The sequence below is a fragment of the Variovorax sp. BGA-UO-ETr-C22 genome (assembly GCF_059567965.1).
Genome location: NZ_JCAQPA010000006.1, coordinates 433,408 through 450,802, shown reverse-complemented (window position 1 = coordinate 450,802; position 17,395 = coordinate 433,408). Strand labels below are relative to the sequence as shown.

The 17,395-nt window shown below is 69.1% G+C and carries 22 protein-coding genes; 10 read left to right on the top strand and 12 right to left on the bottom strand.

What is annotated here, in order from left to right; translation table 11 throughout:
• Positions 1 to 2: 2 nt before the first annotated feature.
• From AC57B8_RS03655 to AC57B8_RS03645, 3 genes are all read right to left on the bottom strand, one after another.
• The gene (locus AC57B8_RS03655; RefSeq protein ID WP_062481077.1) at positions 3 to 785 is read right to left on the bottom strand and encodes a 3-hydroxybutyrate dehydrogenase; all 783 of its coding nucleotides are present in this window, start codon (positions 783 to 785) and stop codon (positions 3 to 5) included.
• A 73-nt stretch (positions 786 to 858) separates the two neighbouring features.
• A complete protein-coding gene (locus AC57B8_RS03650; RefSeq protein ID WP_496478669.1) occupies positions 859 to 2,100 on the bottom strand; it encodes a patatin-like phospholipase family protein in 1,242 nt (413 codons plus the stop codon).
• 73 nt (positions 2,101 to 2,173) lie between these two features.
• On the bottom strand, positions 2,174 to 2,623 hold the full coding sequence (locus tag AC57B8_RS03645) for a CHRD domain-containing protein (protein WP_070060984.1): 450 nt from the start codon (positions 2,621 to 2,623) through the stop codon (positions 2,174 to 2,176).
• Positions 2,624 to 2,728: 105 nt separating this feature from the next.
• On the opposite strand from AC57B8_RS03645, the gene AC57B8_RS03640 reads away from it, so the two are divergent.
• Entirely contained in the window at positions 2,729 to 3,283 is a 555-nt protein-coding gene (locus tag AC57B8_RS03640; protein ID WP_095947233.1) for a DUF924 family protein, read from the top strand.
• Here AC57B8_RS03640 and AC57B8_RS03635 read toward each other — a convergent pair.
• On the bottom strand, positions 3,280 to 4,209 hold the full coding sequence (locus tag AC57B8_RS03635) for a YihY/virulence factor BrkB family protein (RefSeq protein WP_487849479.1): 930 nt from the start codon (positions 4,207 to 4,209) through the stop codon (positions 3,280 to 3,282). The two genes, AC57B8_RS03640 and AC57B8_RS03635, sit on opposite strands and share 4 nt — an antisense overlap.
• A gap of 46 nt (positions 4,210 to 4,255) precedes the next feature.
• Here AC57B8_RS03635 and AC57B8_RS03630 point away from each other — a divergent pair, with 46 nt between their 5' ends.
• From AC57B8_RS03630 to AC57B8_RS03620, 3 genes are read left to right on the top strand one after another with little or no spacing between them, the layout of a single operon-like run.
• On the top strand, positions 4,256 to 4,846 hold the full coding sequence (locus tag AC57B8_RS03630; RefSeq protein WP_062481071.1) for a chromate transporter: 591 nt from the start codon (positions 4,256 to 4,258) through the stop codon (positions 4,844 to 4,846).
• Positions 4,843 to 5,442: a chromate transporter gene (locus tag AC57B8_RS03625; RefSeq protein ID WP_062481069.1), complete on the top strand. Its 600-nt coding sequence runs from the start codon at positions 4,843 to 4,845 to the stop codon at positions 5,440 to 5,442. The genes AC57B8_RS03630 and AC57B8_RS03625 overlap by 4 nt, the downstream gene beginning before the upstream one ends.
• Positions 5,443 to 5,487: 45 nt before the next feature.
• A complete protein-coding gene (locus AC57B8_RS03620) occupies positions 5,488 to 6,453 on the top strand; it encodes an aldo/keto reductase (RefSeq protein WP_307693105.1) in 966 nt (321 codons plus the stop codon).
• A gap of 3 nt (positions 6,454 to 6,456) precedes the next feature.
• Here AC57B8_RS03620 and AC57B8_RS03615 read toward each other — a convergent pair whose 3' ends face one another.
• Positions 6,457 to 6,978, bottom strand: coding sequence for a GNAT family N-acetyltransferase (locus AC57B8_RS03615; RefSeq protein ID WP_159271550.1), 522 nt, complete (start codon positions 6,976 to 6,978; stop codon positions 6,457 to 6,459).
• A gap of 42 nt (positions 6,979 to 7,020) precedes the next feature.
• Here AC57B8_RS03615 and AC57B8_RS03610 point away from each other — a divergent pair, with 42 nt between their 5' ends.
• The 3 genes from AC57B8_RS03610 (at position 7,021) to AC57B8_RS03600 (ending at position 9,232) form a co-directional block, all read left to right on the top strand.
• A complete protein-coding gene (locus AC57B8_RS03610; RefSeq protein ID WP_496478668.1) occupies positions 7,021 to 7,620 on the top strand; it encodes a helix-turn-helix domain-containing protein in 600 nt (199 codons plus the stop codon).
• A gap of 120 nt (positions 7,621 to 7,740) precedes the next feature.
• Complete coding sequence (locus AC57B8_RS03605) at positions 7,741 to 7,911, top strand: hypothetical protein (protein WP_167395039.1); 171 nt, start codon at positions 7,741 to 7,743, stop codon at positions 7,909 to 7,911.
• Between the two features lie 115 nt (positions 7,912 to 8,026).
• On the top strand, positions 8,027 to 9,232 hold the full coding sequence (locus AC57B8_RS03600; RefSeq protein ID WP_496478667.1) for an NAD(P)/FAD-dependent oxidoreductase: 1,206 nt from the start codon (positions 8,027 to 8,029) through the stop codon (positions 9,230 to 9,232).
• Between the two features lie 7 nt (positions 9,233 to 9,239).
• Here AC57B8_RS03600 and rlmB read toward each other — a convergent pair whose 3' ends face one another.
• The 4 genes from rlmB to AC57B8_RS03580 are packed head-to-tail and all read right to left on the bottom strand — an operon-like array spanning position 9,240 to position 12,317.
• Positions 9,240 to 9,986 (bottom strand): 23S rRNA (guanosine(2251)-2'-O)-methyltransferase RlmB, encoded by a 747-nt coding sequence (rlmB, locus tag AC57B8_RS03595; RefSeq protein ID WP_496478666.1) that lies wholly within the window; start codon positions 9,984 to 9,986, stop codon positions 9,240 to 9,242.
• A 33-nt stretch (positions 9,987 to 10,019) separates the two neighbouring features.
• Positions 10,020 to 11,009 (bottom strand): hypothetical protein, encoded by a 990-nt coding sequence (locus AC57B8_RS03590; RefSeq protein WP_493192086.1) that lies wholly within the window; start codon positions 11,007 to 11,009, stop codon positions 10,020 to 10,022.
• A gap of 4 nt (positions 11,010 to 11,013) precedes the next feature.
• On the bottom strand, positions 11,014 to 11,535 hold the full coding sequence (locus AC57B8_RS03585) for a ribosomal protein L7/L12 (RefSeq protein WP_083259154.1): 522 nt from the start codon (positions 11,533 to 11,535) through the stop codon (positions 11,014 to 11,016).
• 59 nt (positions 11,536 to 11,594) lie between these two features.
• Positions 11,595 to 12,317 carry an ABC transporter ATP-binding protein gene (locus AC57B8_RS03580; protein WP_062480734.1) on the bottom strand — a complete coding sequence of 241 codons (723 nt, stop codon included), beginning with the start codon at positions 12,315 to 12,317 and terminating at the stop codon, positions 11,595 to 11,597.
• Between the two features lie 36 nt (positions 12,318 to 12,353).
• Here AC57B8_RS03580 and AC57B8_RS03575 point away from each other — a divergent pair, with 36 nt between their 5' ends.
• On the top strand, positions 12,354 to 12,989 hold the full coding sequence (locus AC57B8_RS03575; protein ID WP_255221200.1) for an arylesterase: 636 nt from the start codon (positions 12,354 to 12,356) through the stop codon (positions 12,987 to 12,989).
• A 91-nt stretch (positions 12,990 to 13,080) separates the two neighbouring features.
• On the opposite strand, the gene AC57B8_RS03570 is transcribed toward AC57B8_RS03575, so the two are convergent.
• The 3 genes from AC57B8_RS03570 to AC57B8_RS03560 all read right to left on the bottom strand — a co-directional run bounded on the left by AC57B8_RS03570 (position 13,081) and on the right by AC57B8_RS03560 (position 15,520).
• Positions 13,081 to 13,284: a hypothetical protein gene (locus tag AC57B8_RS03570; RefSeq protein WP_062480739.1), complete on the bottom strand. Its 204-nt coding sequence runs from the start codon at positions 13,282 to 13,284 to the stop codon at positions 13,081 to 13,083.
• Between the two features lie 70 nt (positions 13,285 to 13,354).
• On the bottom strand, positions 13,355 to 14,311 hold the full coding sequence (locus AC57B8_RS03565; protein WP_496478665.1) for a hypothetical protein: 957 nt from the start codon (positions 14,309 to 14,311) through the stop codon (positions 13,355 to 13,357).
• Between the two features lie 15 nt (positions 14,312 to 14,326).
• Positions 14,327 to 15,520: a PLP-dependent transferase gene (locus AC57B8_RS03560; RefSeq protein ID WP_070060997.1), complete on the bottom strand. Its 1,194-nt coding sequence runs from the start codon at positions 15,518 to 15,520 to the stop codon at positions 14,327 to 14,329.
• 134 nt (positions 15,521 to 15,654) lie between these two features.
• Here AC57B8_RS03560 and AC57B8_RS03555 point away from each other — a divergent pair, with 134 nt between their 5' ends.
• Both AC57B8_RS03555 and AC57B8_RS03550 read left to right on the top strand, forming a co-directional pair.
• Positions 15,655 to 16,410, top strand: coding sequence for a M48 family metallopeptidase (locus tag AC57B8_RS03555; protein WP_062480745.1), 756 nt, complete (start codon positions 15,655 to 15,657; stop codon positions 16,408 to 16,410).
• Positions 16,411 to 16,489: 79 nt separating this feature from the next.
• Positions 16,490 to 17,371, top strand: coding sequence for a helix-turn-helix domain-containing protein (locus AC57B8_RS03550; protein WP_496478664.1), 882 nt, complete (start codon positions 16,490 to 16,492; stop codon positions 17,369 to 17,371).
• Positions 17,372 to 17,395: the final 24 nt, after the last annotated feature.

Below are 17,395 nucleotides of genomic sequence, written 5' to 3'. Positions count from 1 at the left end.
GCCTACTGCATGTACCAGCCGTGGCTCACCACCAGCGACTGGCCGGTGAGTGCATTGGTCGGGAACGCCGCGAACAGCAGCGCCACGCGCGCCACGTCATCGGTGGTGGTGAACTCGCCATCCACCGTCTCCTTGAGCATCACGTTCTTGACGACCTGCTCCTCGGTGATGCCCAGCGTCTTCGCCTGCTCGGGAATCTGCTTCTCGACCAGCGGCGTGCGCACGAAGCCCGGGCAGATCACGTTGGCGCGCACGCCGTGCTTGGCGCCTTCTTTCGCGACGGTCTTGGCCAACCCGATGAGGCCGTGCTTGGCCGTCACGTACGGCGCCTTCAGCAGCGACGCCTCCTTGGAGTGCACCGAGCCCATGTAGATCACGCTGCCGCCGCGGCCCTGCGCATACATGTGCTTGAGGCATGCCTTGGTGGTGAGGAACGCACCGTCCAGGTGAATGGCGAGCATCTTCTTCCAGTCGGCGAAGCTGAACTCGTCGACCGGATGCACGATCTGGATGCCGGCGTTGCTGATGAGGATGTCGATGCCGCCGAAGGCCTTCGCGCCCTCTTCCACCGAAGCATTGACCTGGTCTTCGTTCGTCACGTCGACGCCCACGCCGATGGCCTGCGCACCCGTGGCCTTCAGTTCGGCGGCGGTGGCGTCGGCCGCTTCCTTGTTGAGGTCGGCAATGATGATCTTCGCGCCTTCCTGCGCGAACAGGATGGCGATTTCCTTGCCGATGCCGCTGGCCGAGCCGGTGATGTAGGCGACCTTGTCCTTGAGTTGCATGGTGAAGCGTCCTTGGAAGTGGTGGATAGGAAAAAAGCGAGCAAGAACCGGGCAAGCGCCCGGCTGTCTTCCCTCAGCGCGACAGCCCCGGCCGCTTGATGCGCCCGGTGCCCGGCTCGCCGAGGTCGAAGGTGGTCACGCCGTTCACCGTGGCGTCGGCGCGCAGCGTCTCGGGGTGGGCGAGCGTCTTGCCCATGTCGCGCACGCCCGATTCCCAGTGCTCCTCGACCGCGGCGCGCGAGAACTCGTAGTCCTTCGACTCGAGCTCGTACGTCTTGTCGCGGTAGATCAGGTGAAAGATGTCGATCGGCTCGTGCGTGAGCTGCGCCTGCACCTCGACCACGCTCGGGTCGTTGCGCAGGCCGGGCGGCAGCTTGGCGATCAGGTCGGCAATGGCCTGCTGCAGGTTCATGTTGGCCGCCAGCGCATCGGTGTTCAGGCGCGTGCGGCTCGAATAGGTGATGTCCTTCTGGCGCTCCATCACGCCCGACAGCGTGTGCGGCATCTCGCCGCGCGCATTGAACAGGTCGACCTGCAGCACCACCAGCGCCTCGGAACGCGGGTGCGTGTCGAGCACGTACTGCAGCGGCGTGTTCGAGACAATGCCGCCGTCCCAGTAGTCGTCGCCGTCGATGTGCACCGGCGCAAAGCCCGGCGGCAGCGCGCCGCTGGCCATGATGTGCTCGGGGCCGATGCGCTGTCGCGTGTTGTCGAAGTACACCGAGTTGCCGGTGCGCACATTGACGGCGCCCACGCTGAAGCGTGCCTCGCAGGCGTTGATGCGGTCGAAGTCGATGAGCCGCTCCAGCGTGGCCTTCAGCGGCGAGGTGTCGTAATAGCTCAGGAGCGGCGCGGCACCGCCCAGCAGCAGGGCCGGCGAATAGCGCGGCTCGAAGAAACCGGGGATGCCGACCAGCGAGGCCATGGTGGCGCTCCACTGGTTCTGCGTGGCGCGGTCGCCCAGCCACGACGGCAGGCGCTGCGCCGGCCCCGAAGACACCAGGTGCCAGAACTCGCGCAGCCGGTCGACCCGCTGCGCGGGCGCGTTGCCGGCGATGAGCGCGGCATTGATGGCGCCGATCGACACGCCCGCGATCCAGTGCGGCTGCAGGTCGGTCTCGCTGAGCGCGGCGTACACGCCCGCCTGGTAGGCGCCGAGCGCACCGCCGCCCTGCAGCACCAGCGCCTTGCGGGCGGCGCGCATGCCTTCGCGGCGGGCGATGAACGGATGGGTTGGTGCGGCGGGAGAAGCTGAGGATGAAGAAGAGGAAGCAGCGGTGGCGGCGCGAGGCTTTTTCTTGGGTGTCGTCGTCATGTGGTCATTGGACACCAGCCCCGCGACAGCCACCTGACCAGGGGCCTTTTCGCGGCTTCAGCCCGGACGAATCTCACATCTTCGGCAGCATCTGCCCGCGGATCTCGCCGCCCGGGTTGGCGGCCGTGTGGATGTTGGCGTACCACTTGCCGGCCACGAGGTCGGCCGCCTGCGCGGGCGTGAGCGTGGCCTGGCCCTCGATCGGGCTGGCCGGACTCGCGAAGGGCAACACCACGCCGGCATTCGCGCCCGCGGCGGCGGGCCCGTGGAAGTGGGCCGCCGTGGCCGGGCCGCTCAGGCCTTCGTAGGTGATCTTGTACTTGAGCACGTTGGTGTCGCGGTTGAGCCAGGCCTCGGCCATTCCGCTGCCGCGCGTCATGTTGGGCGGCACCTGGCTGGCCGCGTTCATCGCGCCACTGAAGCTCGCGACGTTCGACTTCGACATCATTCCGCAGCCGGCCAGTGCGACGGCGGCCAGGCCCGCGACGAGGGTGCTGCGCCAGAGTGTGCGAGTGTTGTTCATGGTCGGGGTCTCCTGTGGATGAAAGCATTCAGCATAGGCAGACGCCGCCTGCGGCCTTGTCGGCCAGCACCCCTTCTTCGCACGCCTGTGCAAGAGAATGCAACGATGATTTCCGACGACACACTCCCTTCCGCACACGACGTGGTCGCCTTCTGGCGCGATGCCGGACCCGAGCGCTGGTTCGCGAAAAGCGATGCCTTCGATGCCGCATGCATCGACCAGTTGGCCGCCGCCCACCAGGCCGCGGCCAGCGGCCGGCTCGACCACTGGGCCGACACCGCCGAAGGCGCGCTGGCGCTGCTGGTGCTGCTCGACCAGTTCCCGCGCAACGCCTGGCGCCAGAACCCGCACATGCTCGCCACCGACGGCCTCGCGCTGGCCGTGGCGCGCCGCGCCGTCGAGGCCGGCTTCGACCGGCAGGCCGAGGCGCTGATGCAGCGCTTTTTCTACCTGCCCTTCATGCACTCGGAGGTGCTGGCCGAGCAGGAACGCTCGGTCGAACTCAACGCCACGCAGGACGCCAGCACGCAGCACTTTGCCGTGCTGCACCGCGACATCGTGGCGCGCTTCGGGCGCTTTCCGCACCGCAACCGGATGCTCGGGCGCACCTCCACGCCAGAGGAGCAGAAGTTTCTCGACGAAGGCGGCTTCGCCGGTTAGGCCGTGTCGACGTGCGCGGGCAACGGCACGTCGCGCGTCGGCGACGCCTGCCCCGCCGGCTCGCCGATGGCGTCCTTCATCGAGCCGTAGGTGCGCGCATAGACCCAGGTGAACTCGGCGCCCAGCAGGAAGATCTGCGCCGAGTAGTACACCCACACCAGCACCACCACCAGCGAGCCGGCCGCGCCGTAGCCCGAGGCCACGCTGCTCTTGCCGATGTACAGGCCGATGAGGTGCTTGCCCACGGTGAACAGCAGCGCCGTCACCGCCGCGCCCACCCACACGTCGCGCCACTGCACCTTGGCGCGCGGCATGATCTTGTAGATCATCGCGAAGATCACCGTGACCATCGCGAAGCTGAAGACGAAGTTCACCACCTGCGCCAGCGTGGCCCAGGCACCGAACATCGGCGACCACCACTTGCCCAGCGCGGCCAGCGCCGCGCTCGCCACCAGCGACACCATGAGCAGGAAGCCGATGCCCATGATCATGCTGAACGACAGCAGGCGCACGCGCAGCATGTTGAAGACGCCCTTGTTGCGGGTGCGCGCGGGGGCACGCCAAATGCGGTCGAGCGCGTCCTGCAGCTCGCCGAAGACGGTGGTCGCGCCCACGATCAACAGCGCGATGCCGACGACCGTCGCCACGATGCCCTCGGTCGGCTTGTTGACCGCCTGCAGCATGCCCTGCACCGCCGCCGCGCCCTGCTCGCCCATGAGGCCCGAGAGCTGCGCGAAGATCTCGCCGCGCGCGGCCTCCTGCCCGAAGACGAGGCCGGCCACCGCGATCACGATCAGCAGCAGCGGCGCAATGGAGAACACCGTGTAGTAGGCCAGCGCGGCGCCCATGCTCGGGGCGTAGTCGTTGGACCAGGAAGCGAAGGCGCGCCGGCAGAGATCGAAGAGTGCGCGAAGTCGAATGAGCATGGCGTCGGGTCCCGGTGAAGCAGTGCGCCTACGATAATCGTTCCACATGCATCCGTCCGCCCCCGCCGCGGCATCGCCGCCCGACCACCCGCAGCCCGCGTCGCCACGCGACCTTTTTGTTTCGTTCACCTGGCTCGCGCTGCAGGGCTTCGGCGGCGTCCTCGCCATCGTCCAGCGCGAGATGGTCGAGAAGAAGAAGTGGCTCACGCCCGACCAGTTCCTCGAGGACTGGGCCGTGGCGCAGGTGATGCCGGGGCCGAACGTGATCAACCTCGCGCTGATGATCGGCGACCGCTACTTCGGCCTGCGCGGCGCCGTGGCCGCGGTGGCGGGCATGCTCACCGTGCCGCTGTTCGTGATCCTCGCGCTGGCCGTGCTCTACGCGCACTACGCCGCCAACCCCCAGGTGGCGGCAGCGCTGCGCGGCATGGGCGCGGTGTCGGGCGGACTCATCGCGGCCACGGGCATCAAGCTGATCCCGCAACTGCGCAAGCACCCGCTGGGCTTTGCGACCTGCCTGGCGTTCGTGGCGCTGGTGTTCGCGGCCATCGCGCTGCTGAAGATTCCGCTGGGGTGGGTGCTGCTGGCGGTGGGCGGCGTGGCCTGCGTGTGGACCTGGAAGAAGATCGCCCCATGAACATCGTCATGCAATGGCACGACTGGCTGGCCCTCTTCGGGCAGTACCTGCTGCTGTCGCTGCTGTCGATCAGCGGCGCGATCACCACGGTGCCCGACATGCACCGCTATCTCGTGGCGCAGCACGGCTGGCTCACCGAGGCGCAGTTCACCTCCTCGGTCGCCATCGCCCAGGCCGCGCCCGGGCCCAACGTGCTGTTCGTCGCGCTGATGGGTTGGAACGTCGGGCTCAACGCAGGTGGCGGCATCGGCGCCGGGCCCATGGCCTGGCTGCTGGGCTTCTTCGGCCTGATGGTCACGATGGTCGGCATCATGCTGCCGAGCACCACCCTCACCTACGTCGCCACGCGCTGGGGCCACCGCAACCGCACGCGCCGCGAGGTGCGCGCCTTCAAGCAGGGCATGGCGCCGGTGGTGGTCGGGCTGCTCATCGCCACCGGCTGGGTGCTGGCCGGCGGCAACCAGTCGACCGGCGTGCCGGCCTGGCACCTGTGGCTGCTCAGCGGCGTGGCCGCGCTGGTGGTCTGGCGCACGCGCATCCACCTGCTGTGGCTGCTGGGCTGCGGCGCGGCGCTGGGCGCGGTAGGCTTCGTTTGAGCCTTTTTCCTTTCTGCATACTTTTTCTTTCAGGAGCCCTCTGCCATGTCGCAACTTCGTCCGCTCGGCCGTTCCAGCCTTCGGGTGTCTCCCCTCGCCTTCGGTGGCAACGTGTTCGGCTGGACCGTCGACGAGGCGGCCTCGTTCAAGCTGCTCGACGCCTGGCTCGACGCCGGCTTCAACTTCGTCGACACGGCCGACGTCTACTCGGCCTGGGTGCCGGGCCATGTGGGCGGCGAGTCGGAAACGATCATCGGCAAGTGGCTCAAGCACAGCGGCAAGCGCAACCGCGTGGTGCTCGCCACCAAGGTCGGCAAGCCGATGGGCGAAGGCAAGGTGGGCCTGTCGCCCACCTACATCCGCGAAGCCGTCGAGGCGTCGCTCAAGCGCCTGCAGACCGACTACATCGACCTGTACCAGTCGCACGACGACGACGCGAACACGCCGCTCGAAGACACGCTGGGCACCTTCGACGCGCTCATCAAGGAGGGCAAGGTGCGCGCCATCGGCGCCTCGAACTACACGGCGCCGCGGCTGGCCGAGGCGCTCGACGTGTCGGAACGCCTGGGCATCGCGCGCTACGAGAGCCTGCAGCCGCTGTACAACCTGTACGACCGCGCGGTGTTCGAAGACGCGCTGGAGCCGCTGTGCCTCAAGCGCGAAGTGGGCGTGATCAACTTCTACGCGCTGGCGGCGGGCTTTCTCACCGGCAAGTACCGCACAGAGGCCGATGCGGCCAAGAGCGCGCGCGGCGCCAACACCACCAAGAAGTACCTGAACCCGCGCGGCCTGCGCATCCTCGATGCGCTGGACAAGGTGGCCCAGCAGTACAACGCCAAGCCCGGCCAGGTCGCCATCGCCTGGCAGATCGCACGGCCCGGCGTGACGGCGCCGATCGCCAGCGCCACCTCGCTGGCGCAGCTCGAAGAACTGGTGGTGGCCACGCAGCTCAAGCTGGACGCGGGCACCATCGACATGCTCGACCGAGCCAGCGCCGAGACGCCGGCCTGAATCTCAACCGTCGACGGGGTTCAGCGGCGTCGCCAGGATGCGCTGGTAGAACGCCACGTCGAGCCAGCGGCCGAACTTGAAGCCGGCCTGCTGCACGGTGCCTGCATGCGTGAAGCCCAGGCGCTCGTGCAGCGCGATGCTGCCGGCGTTCGAGGCGTCGATGGCGCCGACCATCACATGCACCTCGCGCGCGATCGCCTCGGCCACGATCGCCTCCATCAGCGTGCGGCCCAGGCCCTCGCCGCGGTGCGCGGCATCGACGTACACCGAGTGCTCGACCGTGTACTTGTAGGCCGGAAAGGCGCGGAACGTGCCGTAGCTTGCGAAGCCCAGCAGCTTGCCGTTGTCGTCCACCGCGCCGATCACGGGAAAGCCGCCGGCGCGCTTGGCGGCGAACCACGTCACCATGTTCTCGGGCGTGCGCGGCTTGTAGTCGTACAGCGCGGTGGAGTTGACGATGGCCTCGTTCAGGATCGCCAGGATGGCGCCTGAATGGGCTTCTTCGGTGCAGGCGATGAGACGCATGGTGTTTCTCTGTCGTTTAATATAAGAGAATAATAATCTCATATGGGAAACACTTCACCTTCCACCCCCTCGCCGGCGCCGGCCGATGGCCACATCGACGCGCTCATCGCCACCCGGCTGCTGGCGCTGCGCCAGGCCCAGGGGCTCAGCCTCGCCGACCTGGCCGGGTTGTCGGGCGTGAGCAAGGCGATGATCTCCAAGGTCGAGCGCGCGCAGAGCAGCCCCACCGCCGTGCTGCTGGGCAAGCTGGCCGCCGGCCTCGGCGTTTCGCTGGCGCAGCTTCTCACCGAGGACAAGGCGCAGCCGCAACGGCTGCGCAAACGGGCCGCGCAGGAGGTCTGGCGCGACCCCGAGGCAGGCTACCTGCGCCGCCAGGTCGCCGAGCGCGGCGCGGGCAGCGGCGTGGAGCTGGTCGAGGTCGAACTGCCGCGCGCCGCGCAGGTCGGCTACCCGCGATGGAGCGGCACGCCGTACCGGCAGAGCCTGTGGATGCTCGAAGGCGCGCTGCAGGTCGACTACGGCGACGAGCGCTTCGAGCTCGCCCCGGGCGACTGCCTCGACTTCGGCGTCGACCGGCCGCTGGTCTTCAAGGCGCTGGGGGCCACCGCCTGCCGCTACCTGCTGGTCGCCGTTCCCGATTGATTGAACGATTGCCTGACCGATGCGGTAGGCAAGCTCCCACACGCAGAGACGACTCAGGCCGGTCCGGGCATCGGGGTGCGTCGGGATACTGCAAGGCATCTCAGCTACCGGAGCCGCACGATGTCCTTTGCGCTTTACATGATCGGCTTTCTGATCTTCCTGGCCGGGGTCGCCTGGGGCGCCTCGGTGGCCGGCGTGCCCACGCTCTACATCGGCATCGGCGCGCTGATCCTGCTGGGCATCGGCGTCTTCAGCGCCGTGGCCCGCACGCGCAGCAAAGACCCGTCCTGAACGAGCCTGATCGCTTCACAGATCAGTTCACACAGGCTTCACGCCCGGCGCACATGGCGTCGCTAACTTCGCAGGCGCACCACACCCCGTGGTGCGCTTTGCAAGTCAGCCTCCCATGCACGCCTCTTCTTCCTGTCTCTTTTCTCCCCACGCGCCTTCCTCGTCGGTCGCGCCCTGCCCCGCGCCGGCCTTCGTGAGCGACCCGGGTACGGCCTGCACCCAGGTCGACCTGCTCGTCATCGGCGCGAGCTTTGCCGGGCTGGCCTGCGCCCGCGCCGCCGCCAAGGCCGGCCTGCGCGTGATGGTGCTCGAGAAGAAGGCCGCCGCCGGCGCCAAGCTGCACACCACCGGGATCATCGTCAAGGACGCGGTCGACAGCGTGCCGTGGCTGGCCGACGTGCCGCCCGCGCTGGTGCGCCGCATCGAAGGCGTGCGGCTGTACGCGCCCGACATGCACCACGTCGACCTGCACGCGCCCGGCTACTGGTTCTGGGCCACCGACGCGCCCGCGCTGCTCGACTGGATGGTGGAGTCCACCCGGGCCTGCGGCGTCGAGGTGCGACTGGGCACGCTGTTCGAGCAGGCGCTGTGGGCGAACGGCCGCTGGGAGGTGCCGGTGGCGCAGGGCCCGTGCATCCGCGCGACCTACCTCGTGGGCGCCGACGGCCCGCACTCGCGCGTCGCCAAGGCACTGGGCCTGTCGCGCAACACGCGCTTTCTCTACGGCGTGGAGCACGAATACCAGGGCGCGCGCATGGCGCCCGATCTGCTCCATTGCTTCATCGACCGCCAACTCGCGCCGGGCTACATCGGCTGGGCGCTCGACGGCGTCGGCGTGAGCCAGATCGGCCTGGCGCGCCGCATGGGCCGCCACGACACGGGCGCGCTGCGCCTGGACCCGCTGCTGCGCAAGATCGCCTCGGTGGTGTCGCCCGGCGACGCGCCGCCGGTCGCCGTGCGCGCCGGGATGATCCCCTGCGGCGGCGTGCTGCCGGTGGTGGCTCGCGAACGGGCGCTGCTGGTGGGCGATGCGGCGGGCATGGTGTCGCCCGTGACGGCCGGCGGCATCCACACGGCGCTGCAGCACGGCGAGCGCGCCGGTGAGGCCGTGGCGCGCTTCGTGCGCGGCGAGGCGGACGACCCCGCGACGTGGTTCGTGCGCGGCTACCCACGCTTTCTGACGAAGCGCACGCTGCGCTGGGCCTTCGACCACTTCCAGAGCGACTGGATGTTCAACCGCCTGCTCGGCACGGCGCCGATGCGGCGTGCGGCGGAGCTGGTGTACTTCCACCGCAAGGGCCGCGGGCCCGTGGCCCGCTAGGCCCCGCTCAGGCGCTGCGCTGGCGCATCGCCTCGTAGAGGCACACGCCGCTGGCCACCGAGACGTTCAGGCTCTCGACCGCGCCGGCCATGGGAATGCTCACCAGCTCGTCGCAGGTCTTGCGCGTGAGCTGGCGCATGCCCTCGCCCTCGGCGCCCAGCACCAGCGCCAGCGGGCGCTTGAAGTCGCTCTGGTAGATGGTGCCCGGCGCGTCGTCGCTGGTGCCCACGCACCAGATGCTGCGCTCCTTGAGCTCGTTGAGCGTGCGCGCGAGGTTGGTCACCATGAAGTACGGCACCGTCTCGGCGGCGCCGCTCGCCACCTTGGCGACGGTGGCGTTGATGCCGGCCGCATGGTCCTTGGGCGCGATCACCGCATGGGCGCCAGCGCCGTCGGCCACGCGCAGGCAGGCGCCGAGGTTGTGCGGGTCGGTCACGCCGTCGAGCACCAGCAGCAGCGGCACGATGCCGGCCTCTTCGAGGCCTTCGAGCAGCTCGTCGAGCGAACGGACCTGGGCCACGGGCTCGACCCGCGCGACCACGCCCTGGTGGCCGTGGCTGCCGCTGAGCTTGGACAGCCGCAGGCCGTCGGCCTCGACCAGCCGCACGCCGGCTTCTTGCGCACGCGCAATGAACTGTTTCATGCGCGCATCGCGCCGGCTGGCATCGAACATCACTTCGAGCACCGATTTCGGCGCGGTCTTGATGCGCACGCCCACGGCATGGAAGCCGAAGATCACTTTAGGGGAAGACATCCCCTGATTATCGAGGGCGCGGCGCCCTCGCCCTCAGGCCAGCGGCAAACCGCTGTTCGCGCGGGTGCGTTCGTCGTGCAGTTCCTGCACCACCAGGGCGTTCATGTGCACCTTCAGCGTGTTGCCCACGCTGCCCAGGTACTGGCAGGCGGCATACCCTTCGGCGGCCTTTTCGTAACGTGCCACCCAGGCGTCGCGCGCGGGCAGCCGGTCGGGCGACACGGGCCAGACGCCCGGGCGCGGCCGCAGGTGTTCGGCGATGCCCACACGCCAGGGCTTGGCGCTCAGGCGGGCGCGAAAGCAGTTCTGGTTGCGGCACATCCGCGCGTAGACCTTGTCGGCGCCCAGCGTCTGGAACACGTCGGTCACGGCGGCGTCGGACGGTGCGAAGACATCGTGCATGGCCAGCACGCGCAGCCCGGCCGGCGTGCGGTACAGCCGCAGGTGCCAGTCGGGATGCTGGTGAATGAAGCGCTCGACACGCGCCCGTGCGCCCTCCAGCGGATCGCTCTTGTCCTCGGTGAGGCGCAGCCCCTCGTAGCGGGCGCGCCAGAAGCCGAAGGCTGCCACCAGCATGAAGGCAGCCACGCCCGCCATCGCCGAACGCGTGCCGTAACCCGCAACCAGCGCCCCAATGAACGCCATGCCGATCACCGTCAATCCGCGCGTACTGTCGCGCAAATCCTGGACCTCGAAGTCGACATCGACGAACAGCACGTCGGGCGTGTTGAGGCAGCGCGCGCCGTAGCCGTTGCGGGTGACGACGCTGTCGCCCTGGCGTTCGACGATCTCCTCGCGGATCGGCACGCCATTGGCGCCGTTGTAGGCCAGCTTGCGTTCGCGGCGCTCCAGCTTTTCGCCGTCGACCACGATGCGGTCATAGGCCTCGCGCGTGCGCTGGTCGGCATGGGCCTGCGCGGCCAGCGGGCTGTCGTCGGACCAGCCGAAACGGCGCACCGTGACCTGCCGGCCGGCCACCCGCTCCTGGATGCGGCCTTCGGCCCAGAACTGGGGAACGATCACGGCCTCAGGCGCCCTTGAAATACGACCACGCCGCGGCCGCGATCAGCAGCACGACGATCACCGGCAGCCACTTGAAGCCGCCGCCCGTCACGCGGCCCGGCTCGGCCATCGGGTTCACCGCCGGGCTCGACGGCAGGTGCCCGAAGTCGCCGGCGGCGGGGTTCTGGTGCGCCTCGACCAATTGCTTGGCCTCGGCCAGGCCCAGGCCGGTGGCCTCGCGCGTGAGGCGCACGGCCTCGACCTTCTGGCCCCGCGCCAGGGCCGCGAGCGCGGCGGCCGGCACCGCGGCGGGGCCGTTGCCCTGCATGCCGCTGCCGGTCTCGGCGGCAGCCTCGCCCCGGCCCCAGTCACCTTCCTGCCAGTCGGCCGGCGCGCTGGTTGCGACTGCGCCACTGTGGGCATACCGCTCGACGGCTTCCTTGGACGACTTGAGGTCCATGCCGGTGCGGTCGCGCACGATCTTGATGGCCTCGATCAGGTTGCCGCGCTCCAGCGCGGCAATTGCTTCGGGGGGAAGCTGGGTCATGAACTCTCCTCGTGTTCAGGGGGAGCGCCGCGGGAGCCGGGCGCTGTCTTTCTACTGACTCAGGCGGCCTGGGCGACGGTCGATTCTGGCGTTTTTTCGTTGAGCGCCACGCGCCCGGCTTCGATGGTGATGCGCCGCTCGCACTGCGAGGCGATGCTGCGGTCGTGCGTGACCAGCACCAGCGTGGTTCCCAACTCGCGGTTCAGGTCGAACATGAGCTTCATGACCTGCTCGCCGGTGGCGAAGTCGAGGCTGCCGGTAGGCTCGTCGGCCAGCAGCAGGGCCGGCTGCACCACGAAGGCCCGCGCCAGCGCCACGCGCTGCTGCTCGCCGCCCGACAGCACCTTGGGGTAGTGGCCCAGGCGCTGGCCCAGCCCGACGCGGCCCAGCATCTCGGTGGCGGCCTTGCGCGCGTCCTTGCGGTTGGCCAGCTCCAGCGGCAGCATGACGTTCTCGAGCGCGCTCAGGTTGCCCAGCAGCTGGAAGCTCTGGAACACGAAGCCCACGCGCTGGGCGCGCAGCGCGGCGCGCTCGTCCTCGTCAATGGCGAAGATGTCGTCGCCCGCCAGCTTCACGGTGCCGCGCGTGGGCGTGTCCAGCCCGGCAATGATCGACAGCAAGGTGCTCTTGCCGGAGCCCGAGGCGCCGACGATGGCGGCGGTTTCCCGCGCGCCCAAGGTGAAATGGATGTCCTGCAGAATGTCCAGCGTGCCGGCCGAGTCGGTGACGGACTTGAAGACATGCTCGACGGCGACAATGGCATCAGACGGGGGTTGGGACATGAAAGGCTTTTCGTTTTGAATCGACGTGACTTTATCTTGACCACCGCCGCGCTCGGCAGCGCGGGGGCATGGACGGGTGCTGCAGCCCAGGCACAGACGGCATCGGCCGGCAAGCCGGTGATCCTCGTGCTCGGTGATTCGCTGAGCGCAGAGTACGGCCTCAAGCGCGGCGAAGGCTGGGTACCCTTGCTGGAAAAAAGGCTTGCGCAGCAGAAGATCGCGGCCTCGGTGGTCAACGCCAGCATCAGCGGCGACACCAGCTCCGGCGGTCGCGCCCGCTTCCCCGCCCTGCTGGCGCAGCACAAGCCCAGCCACGTGGTGCTGGAGCTGGGCGCCAACGACGCGCTGCGCGGCCTGCCGCTGTCCAACACCGAAGACAACCTGCTGCAGATCACCAAGGCCGCGCAGGCCGCGGGCGCGCGGGTGCTGATCGTCGGCATCCAGGTGCCGCCGAACTACGGCGGCGACTACACGCGGCGCTTCGAGGCCGTGTTCGCGAAGGTGGCAGGCGCGACCAAGTCGGCGCTGGTGCCGTTCCTGCTCAAGGGCGTGGCCGATGCGCCCGACGCCATGACGCTGTTCCAGTCCGACCGCATCCACCCGACCGCCGCGGCGCAGCCGCAGATCCTGGACAACGTCTGGCCGGAGCTGCGCAAGCTGCTGCCCAAATAATTTCTTCTCCTTGCGCGCCCCAAAGAAAAAGCCGCCGCAGGCCTGCGCCTGCAGCGGCTTTTCTGTTTTCAGGGGTGCCAGGAACGAGGGGTCATCCGTTCTTGGTCGGCAACTCGGGCGCCGTGGGGGGATCGCGTTCGAGCGATGCCACGTCGGTCTCCGGGTCTCCGGGGGCCAGCCCGTCGCTGCTCGGATTGAGCTTGCGGTTCGCCTTCTCCCGGAGCTTTTCTTCCTTCTTTTTCTTCTTGGCCAGCTCTTTCTGGCGCTTCTCGTAGCCGTAATTGGGTGTTGCCACTGCTTCTCCTTCAGGCGAGGCAGTCAGGGTGACTGCGCTTCAGCCTACTGTAAGCGATAACGGTGCAGTCTCAAGACGCGGCACCGGCGGCCGTTTCGAACTCGAACACACCTTGCAAACCCGGATAACGCTGGTGCATGAACCAGCCCATGGCCCCCGCGCCGGCCACCAGGGCCAGGACCGTCGTGGCCACCATCCATCCGATGTGTTCGCCCATCGGCCAGAGAACGATCACGGCCAGCACCGGCAACAGCCCGGCGAGCGATGACAGCCACATCCAGCGCCTCGGGGCGGGCATGGGCGCCCAGGTTTGCGGGTCGATGCCGGCATCGATGAACACCTCGGCGTCGAAGCGCAGGCGTGGCCTCGGCTGGGTGGCCAGGTGCAGCAGCAACGCACGCAGCAGCACGGCCCGGTTGCGAAAGCGAAGGACACGGCCGGTGTCGACGGTCAGCGCCAGGGGCAGCCGGATTTCCCTGGGTTCGCCACCCCGTGCCGCCTGCTGGAACACCAGCCGCTTGACGATAGCTTCGCTCGATACGAACTCGGTCTTCACGTCATGGAAACCCGCGCGCGCACGGCACACCTCGCGCCAACGCACCACCTGCGGCGATGCCGGGTCGCCCCAGTGCATGCCGTCCGCGTCGACCCGCAGCATCCCCTCGCCCACGCGCGGAAACTGGCGCAGCAAATACCAGATGCCGCCGCCCAGCACCCCGAAGAGCAACAGTCCGAGCAGCAGGAGGATCGCTTCGTTGCCGCGCGCGTTGGACCAGTCCTCCTCCAACATGACGGCGGCGACGAGCCCTGCCGCGATCAACGCGAAAAACGCCACGAAGCCACCGATGAAGAGCCGCGTACCGCGCAGGTCGGGCACGCCTTCCAGCGGGCCGGACCGTGCAAGTGCCTCCAGCACCTGCGCGGGCACGTCCAGCACCCGCGACGCGACGGCGCGTGACGCGGGCGCCGCCGCATCGCGCGCAGCCGGCGGCCCGACACGCTGGCTCTTGCGGTGTTTCCTGCCCACGGCGCGTAACAGCGCCTACATCTGCAGCAGCGCCTGCTGCAGGTCGGCACGCAGGTCGTCCACATCCTCCAGGCCGACCGAGAAACGCACCAGCGTGCCCTTGTAGGGCCAGCGGGCCACGCTGGCGTCGCGCATCAGGCCGATGTCGTAGGGCACGACGAGACTGATCGGGCCGCCCCACGAATAGCCGAGGCGGAAGAGCTTCAGGCTGTCGCAGAAGCGATCGACCTGCTCGGTGCTGAAGCGTTCGTCGAACACCACCGAGAACAGGCCCGCGGCCAGGTCGGTGGCGCCGCACAGCGCGCGCCAGTTGGCGTGGCCCGGCGAATCCTCGAGCGCGGGGTGCAGCACCTGCGCGATCTCTTCGCAGCCGTTGAGCCAGCCGGCCAGCTCGCGCGCCGCGCGGTCGTGCGCGGCGTAGCGCAGCGCCATGCTCGGCAGCGAGCGCAGCAGGGTTTCGACGTCGCCCACGCCGATGCCGAAGCCGGTGCGCATGTGGGTGAGCTTGAGCGCGCGGTGCAGGCGCTCGTCGCGCGTGACCACGCTGCCCATGAGCACGTCGCCGCCGCCGCTCGGGTACTTGGTGAGTGCGTGCACCGACACGTCGACGCCCTGCCCCGTGCCGTTGAAATCGAAGGGCGCGAAGGCCAGGCCCGCGCCCCAGGTGTTGTCCAGCGCGGTCATCACGCCGCGTTCGCGGCAGACCTCGGCCAGCGCCGGCAGGTTGGGGAATTCCATCGTCACCGAGCCGGCCGCTTCGAGCCACACCAGCCGCGTGCGGTGCGAGAGCTTGGCTTCCAGGTCGGACGGATTCATGGCGTCGTACAGGCGGTGCGTGATGCCGAAGTTGGCAAGCTCGCCCGTGGCCAGCGCCTTGGTGGGGCCGTAGGCGTTGTCGGGAATCAGCACCTCGTCGCCGGTCTTGAGGAACGCGAACGAGACCAGCGAGATCGCGGCCAGCCCGCTGGGCACGAGCAGGCATTCGGTGCCGCCTTCGAGCGTGGCCAGGCGCTCCTCGAGCGTGAAGGTGGTGGGTGTGCCGTGCAGGCCGTAGGTGTAGCCGGCCTTGGTCTTCCAGTCGCGCGCGCGCATGGCGGCGACGTCGGCGAAGAACACGGTCGAGGCCTTGAACACGCCGGGCTGCGGCGCAGCGAAGGTGGCCGGCGGCGTGTAGGGATGGTGGATCAGGGTCGTGGAAGGCTTGCTCATGTGCCGATGCTAGCGCCCCGCGAGGAACCCTCGACGGCCGTGACATTCTCCGTTCGATGTCGACGGCCTTGGCCGGATCGCACGCGCATTGCGGATAGAGTTGCCCCTCCGAAAATAAAGGGAGGATTTTCTCGATGCGTCATCTGCTCATCACCATCACGGCCGCTGCAGCCCTGTCCGCCTGCGGCGGCATGAAGAACCTGGATTCCAACGCGCTCGCGGGCGCCGGCGGCAGCGCCTTCAAGGCCATGTCGCTCACCGACGGCGACGTGCAGGCACTGGCCAACCAGTCCTGCGCCGAGCTCGACAAGAGTTCCAAGGTCGCGGGCCCCGCCGATGCCTACAGCAAGCGCCTGGAGCGCGTGCGCCAGGGCCTGCCGACCACCATCGGTGGCCAGCCCGCCAGCTACAAGGTCTACCTCACGAAGGACGTGAACGCCTGGGCCATGGGCAACGGCTGCATCCGCGTCTACAGCGGCCTCATGGACCTCATGAACGACGACGAGCTGCGCGGCATCATCGGCCACGAGATCGGCCACGTCGCCCTGGGCCACAGCAAGAAGGCCATGCAGACCGCCTACGCGGTGTCGGCCGCGCGCGGCCTGGCCGGCGCCACCGGCAATGCGGCGATCACGCAGCTGTCGTCCTCGCAGATCGGCGACTTCGCCGAGAAGCTGGTCAACGCGCAGTTCTCGCAGTCGCAGGAAACCGATTCGGACAACTACGCCTTCGACCTGCTGACCACGCAGAAGCTCAAGCGCGAAGGCCTCGTCACCGCGTTCCAGAAGCTGGCCAAGCTCGACGGCGGCAAGAGCTCGATGCTCAGCTCGCACCCGGCCTCCGGCGACCGCGCCGCCAACATCCAGAAGCGCCTCGCAACGAGCAAGTAAGCAGCCTGGGCCGGGGCGGCTCCTCGGCGCACAATGCGCCGATGCTCACCCACCCGCCCTTGCCGGGGCCCGTCGCGCCATGCAGCTGACGCGGCCCCCGTCCCCTCATCTGCGGCCCTTCCTGCGGCTGCTGTGGGCCTCGGCGCCCGAGGGCACACCCGACACACGCACCGGCGCCCGCGAGCACGTGCTGCCCACGGGCGGCATGCACCTGGTGTTCCGGCTTTCGGGGCCGCCGCTGCGGCTCTTCGACGACACGCGCGACCTGCGCGGCCACACGGTCGGCCATGCCATCGTCGGCGGCGCGCGCGCCGCTTTCTACCTGCGCGATGTGTCGGTGGCCACACGCTCGGTCGGCGCGCAATTGCACCCCGGTGCCGCCCGGCTACTGCTCGGCGCACCTGAAGACGCTCTGAGTGGCCGCCACACGCCGCTCGACGCGCTGTGGGGCGAGCGGCAGACCGCCGACGCACTCGAACAGCTGCATGCATCGTCCGACGACCCGGCCCGGCAACTGGACGTGTTCGAGGCCCTGCTGACCCGGCGCCTGGCCGCCGTCGCCCTGCCCCGCACCAGCCCGCGCGGCCTGCACCCGGCCGTGGCCGCCTCGCTGGGCCAGATGACGCGCGACACGCCCGCGTCGATCGCCACGCTGGTGGCGCGCAGCGGCTACAGCCACCGGCGCTTCATCGCGCTGTTTCGCGCGGCGGTCGGGCTCGCGCCCAAGGAATACGCCCGCGTGATGCGCTTCGACCGCGTGCTGGCGCTGGCCGCCGACGATCCCGCGCGCGCCTGGGCCGACATCGCGCTCGCCGCGGGCCACAGCGACCAGGCGCACCTGAGCCGCGAGTTCTCGGCACTGGCCGGCCTGTCGCCGCAGGCCTGGCGGCAGACGGGTGCCGCGTCGCCGCGTCATGTGCCGGCTGTCGGCGCGGCAGGTCAAATTCCTTCAAGACGCTAGCGCCGGGGCTGCGCAGAATCGGCG

What these genes read in the sequence shown, in the direction of transcription:
- AC57B8_RS03585 (WP_083259154.1), bottom strand. Translation starts at nt 11,535, where the DNA reads ATGACCCAGCTTCCCCCCGAAGCAATTGCCGCGCTGGAGCGCGGCAAC.
- AC57B8_RS03640 (WP_095947233.1), top strand. Translation starts at nt 2,729, where the DNA reads ATGATTTCCGACGACACACTCCCTTCCGCACACGACGTGGTCGCCTTC.
- AC57B8_RS03610 (WP_496478668.1), top strand. Translation starts at nt 7,021, where the DNA reads ATGGGAAACACTTCACCTTCCACCCCCTCGCCGGCGCCGGCCGATGGC.
- AC57B8_RS03630 (WP_062481071.1), top strand. Translation starts at nt 4,256, where the DNA reads ATGCATCCGTCCGCCCCCGCCGCGGCATCGCCGCCCGACCACCCGCAG.
- AC57B8_RS03635 (WP_487849479.1), bottom strand. Translation starts at nt 4,209, where the DNA reads ATGCTCATTCGACTTCGCGCACTCTTCGATCTCTGCCGGCGCGCCTTC.
- AC57B8_RS03645 (WP_070060984.1), bottom strand. Translation starts at nt 2,623, where the DNA reads ATGAACAACACTCGCACACTCTGGCGCAGCACCCTCGTCGCGGGCCTG.
- AC57B8_RS03650 (WP_496478669.1), bottom strand. Translation starts at nt 2,100, where the DNA reads ATGACGACGACACCCAAGAAAAAGCCTCGCGCCGCCACCGCTGCTTCC.
- AC57B8_RS03600 (WP_496478667.1), top strand. Translation starts at nt 8,027, where the DNA reads ATGCACGCCTCTTCTTCCTGTCTCTTTTCTCCCCACGCGCCTTCCTCG.
- AC57B8_RS03555 (WP_062480745.1), top strand. Translation starts at nt 15,655, where the DNA reads ATGCGTCATCTGCTCATCACCATCACGGCCGCTGCAGCCCTGTCCGCC.
- AC57B8_RS03625 (WP_062481069.1), top strand. Translation starts at nt 4,843, where the DNA reads ATGAACATCGTCATGCAATGGCACGACTGGCTGGCCCTCTTCGGGCAG.
- AC57B8_RS03620 (WP_307693105.1), top strand. Translation starts at nt 5,488, where the DNA reads ATGTCGCAACTTCGTCCGCTCGGCCGTTCCAGCCTTCGGGTGTCTCCC.
- AC57B8_RS03615 (WP_159271550.1), bottom strand. Translation starts at nt 6,978, where the DNA reads ATGCGTCTCATCGCCTGCACCGAAGAAGCCCATTCAGGCGCCATCCTG.
- rlmB (WP_496478666.1), bottom strand. Translation starts at nt 9,986, where the DNA reads ATGTCTTCCCCTAAAGTGATCTTCGGCTTCCATGCCGTGGGCGTGCGC.
- AC57B8_RS03605 (WP_167395039.1), top strand. Translation starts at nt 7,741, where the DNA reads ATGTCCTTTGCGCTTTACATGATCGGCTTTCTGATCTTCCTGGCCGGG.
- AC57B8_RS03655 (WP_062481077.1), bottom strand. Translation starts at nt 785, where the DNA reads ATGCAACTCAAGGACAAGGTCGCCTACATCACCGGCTCGGCCAGCGGC.
- AC57B8_RS03560 (WP_070060997.1), bottom strand. Translation starts at nt 15,520, where the DNA reads ATGAGCAAGCCTTCCACGACCCTGATCCACCATCCCTACACGCCGCCG.
- AC57B8_RS03550 (WP_496478664.1), top strand. Translation starts at nt 16,490, where the DNA reads ATGCAGCTGACGCGGCCCCCGTCCCCTCATCTGCGGCCCTTCCTGCGG.
- AC57B8_RS03580 (WP_062480734.1), bottom strand. Translation starts at nt 12,317, where the DNA reads ATGTCCCAACCCCCGTCTGATGCCATTGTCGCCGTCGAGCATGTCTTC.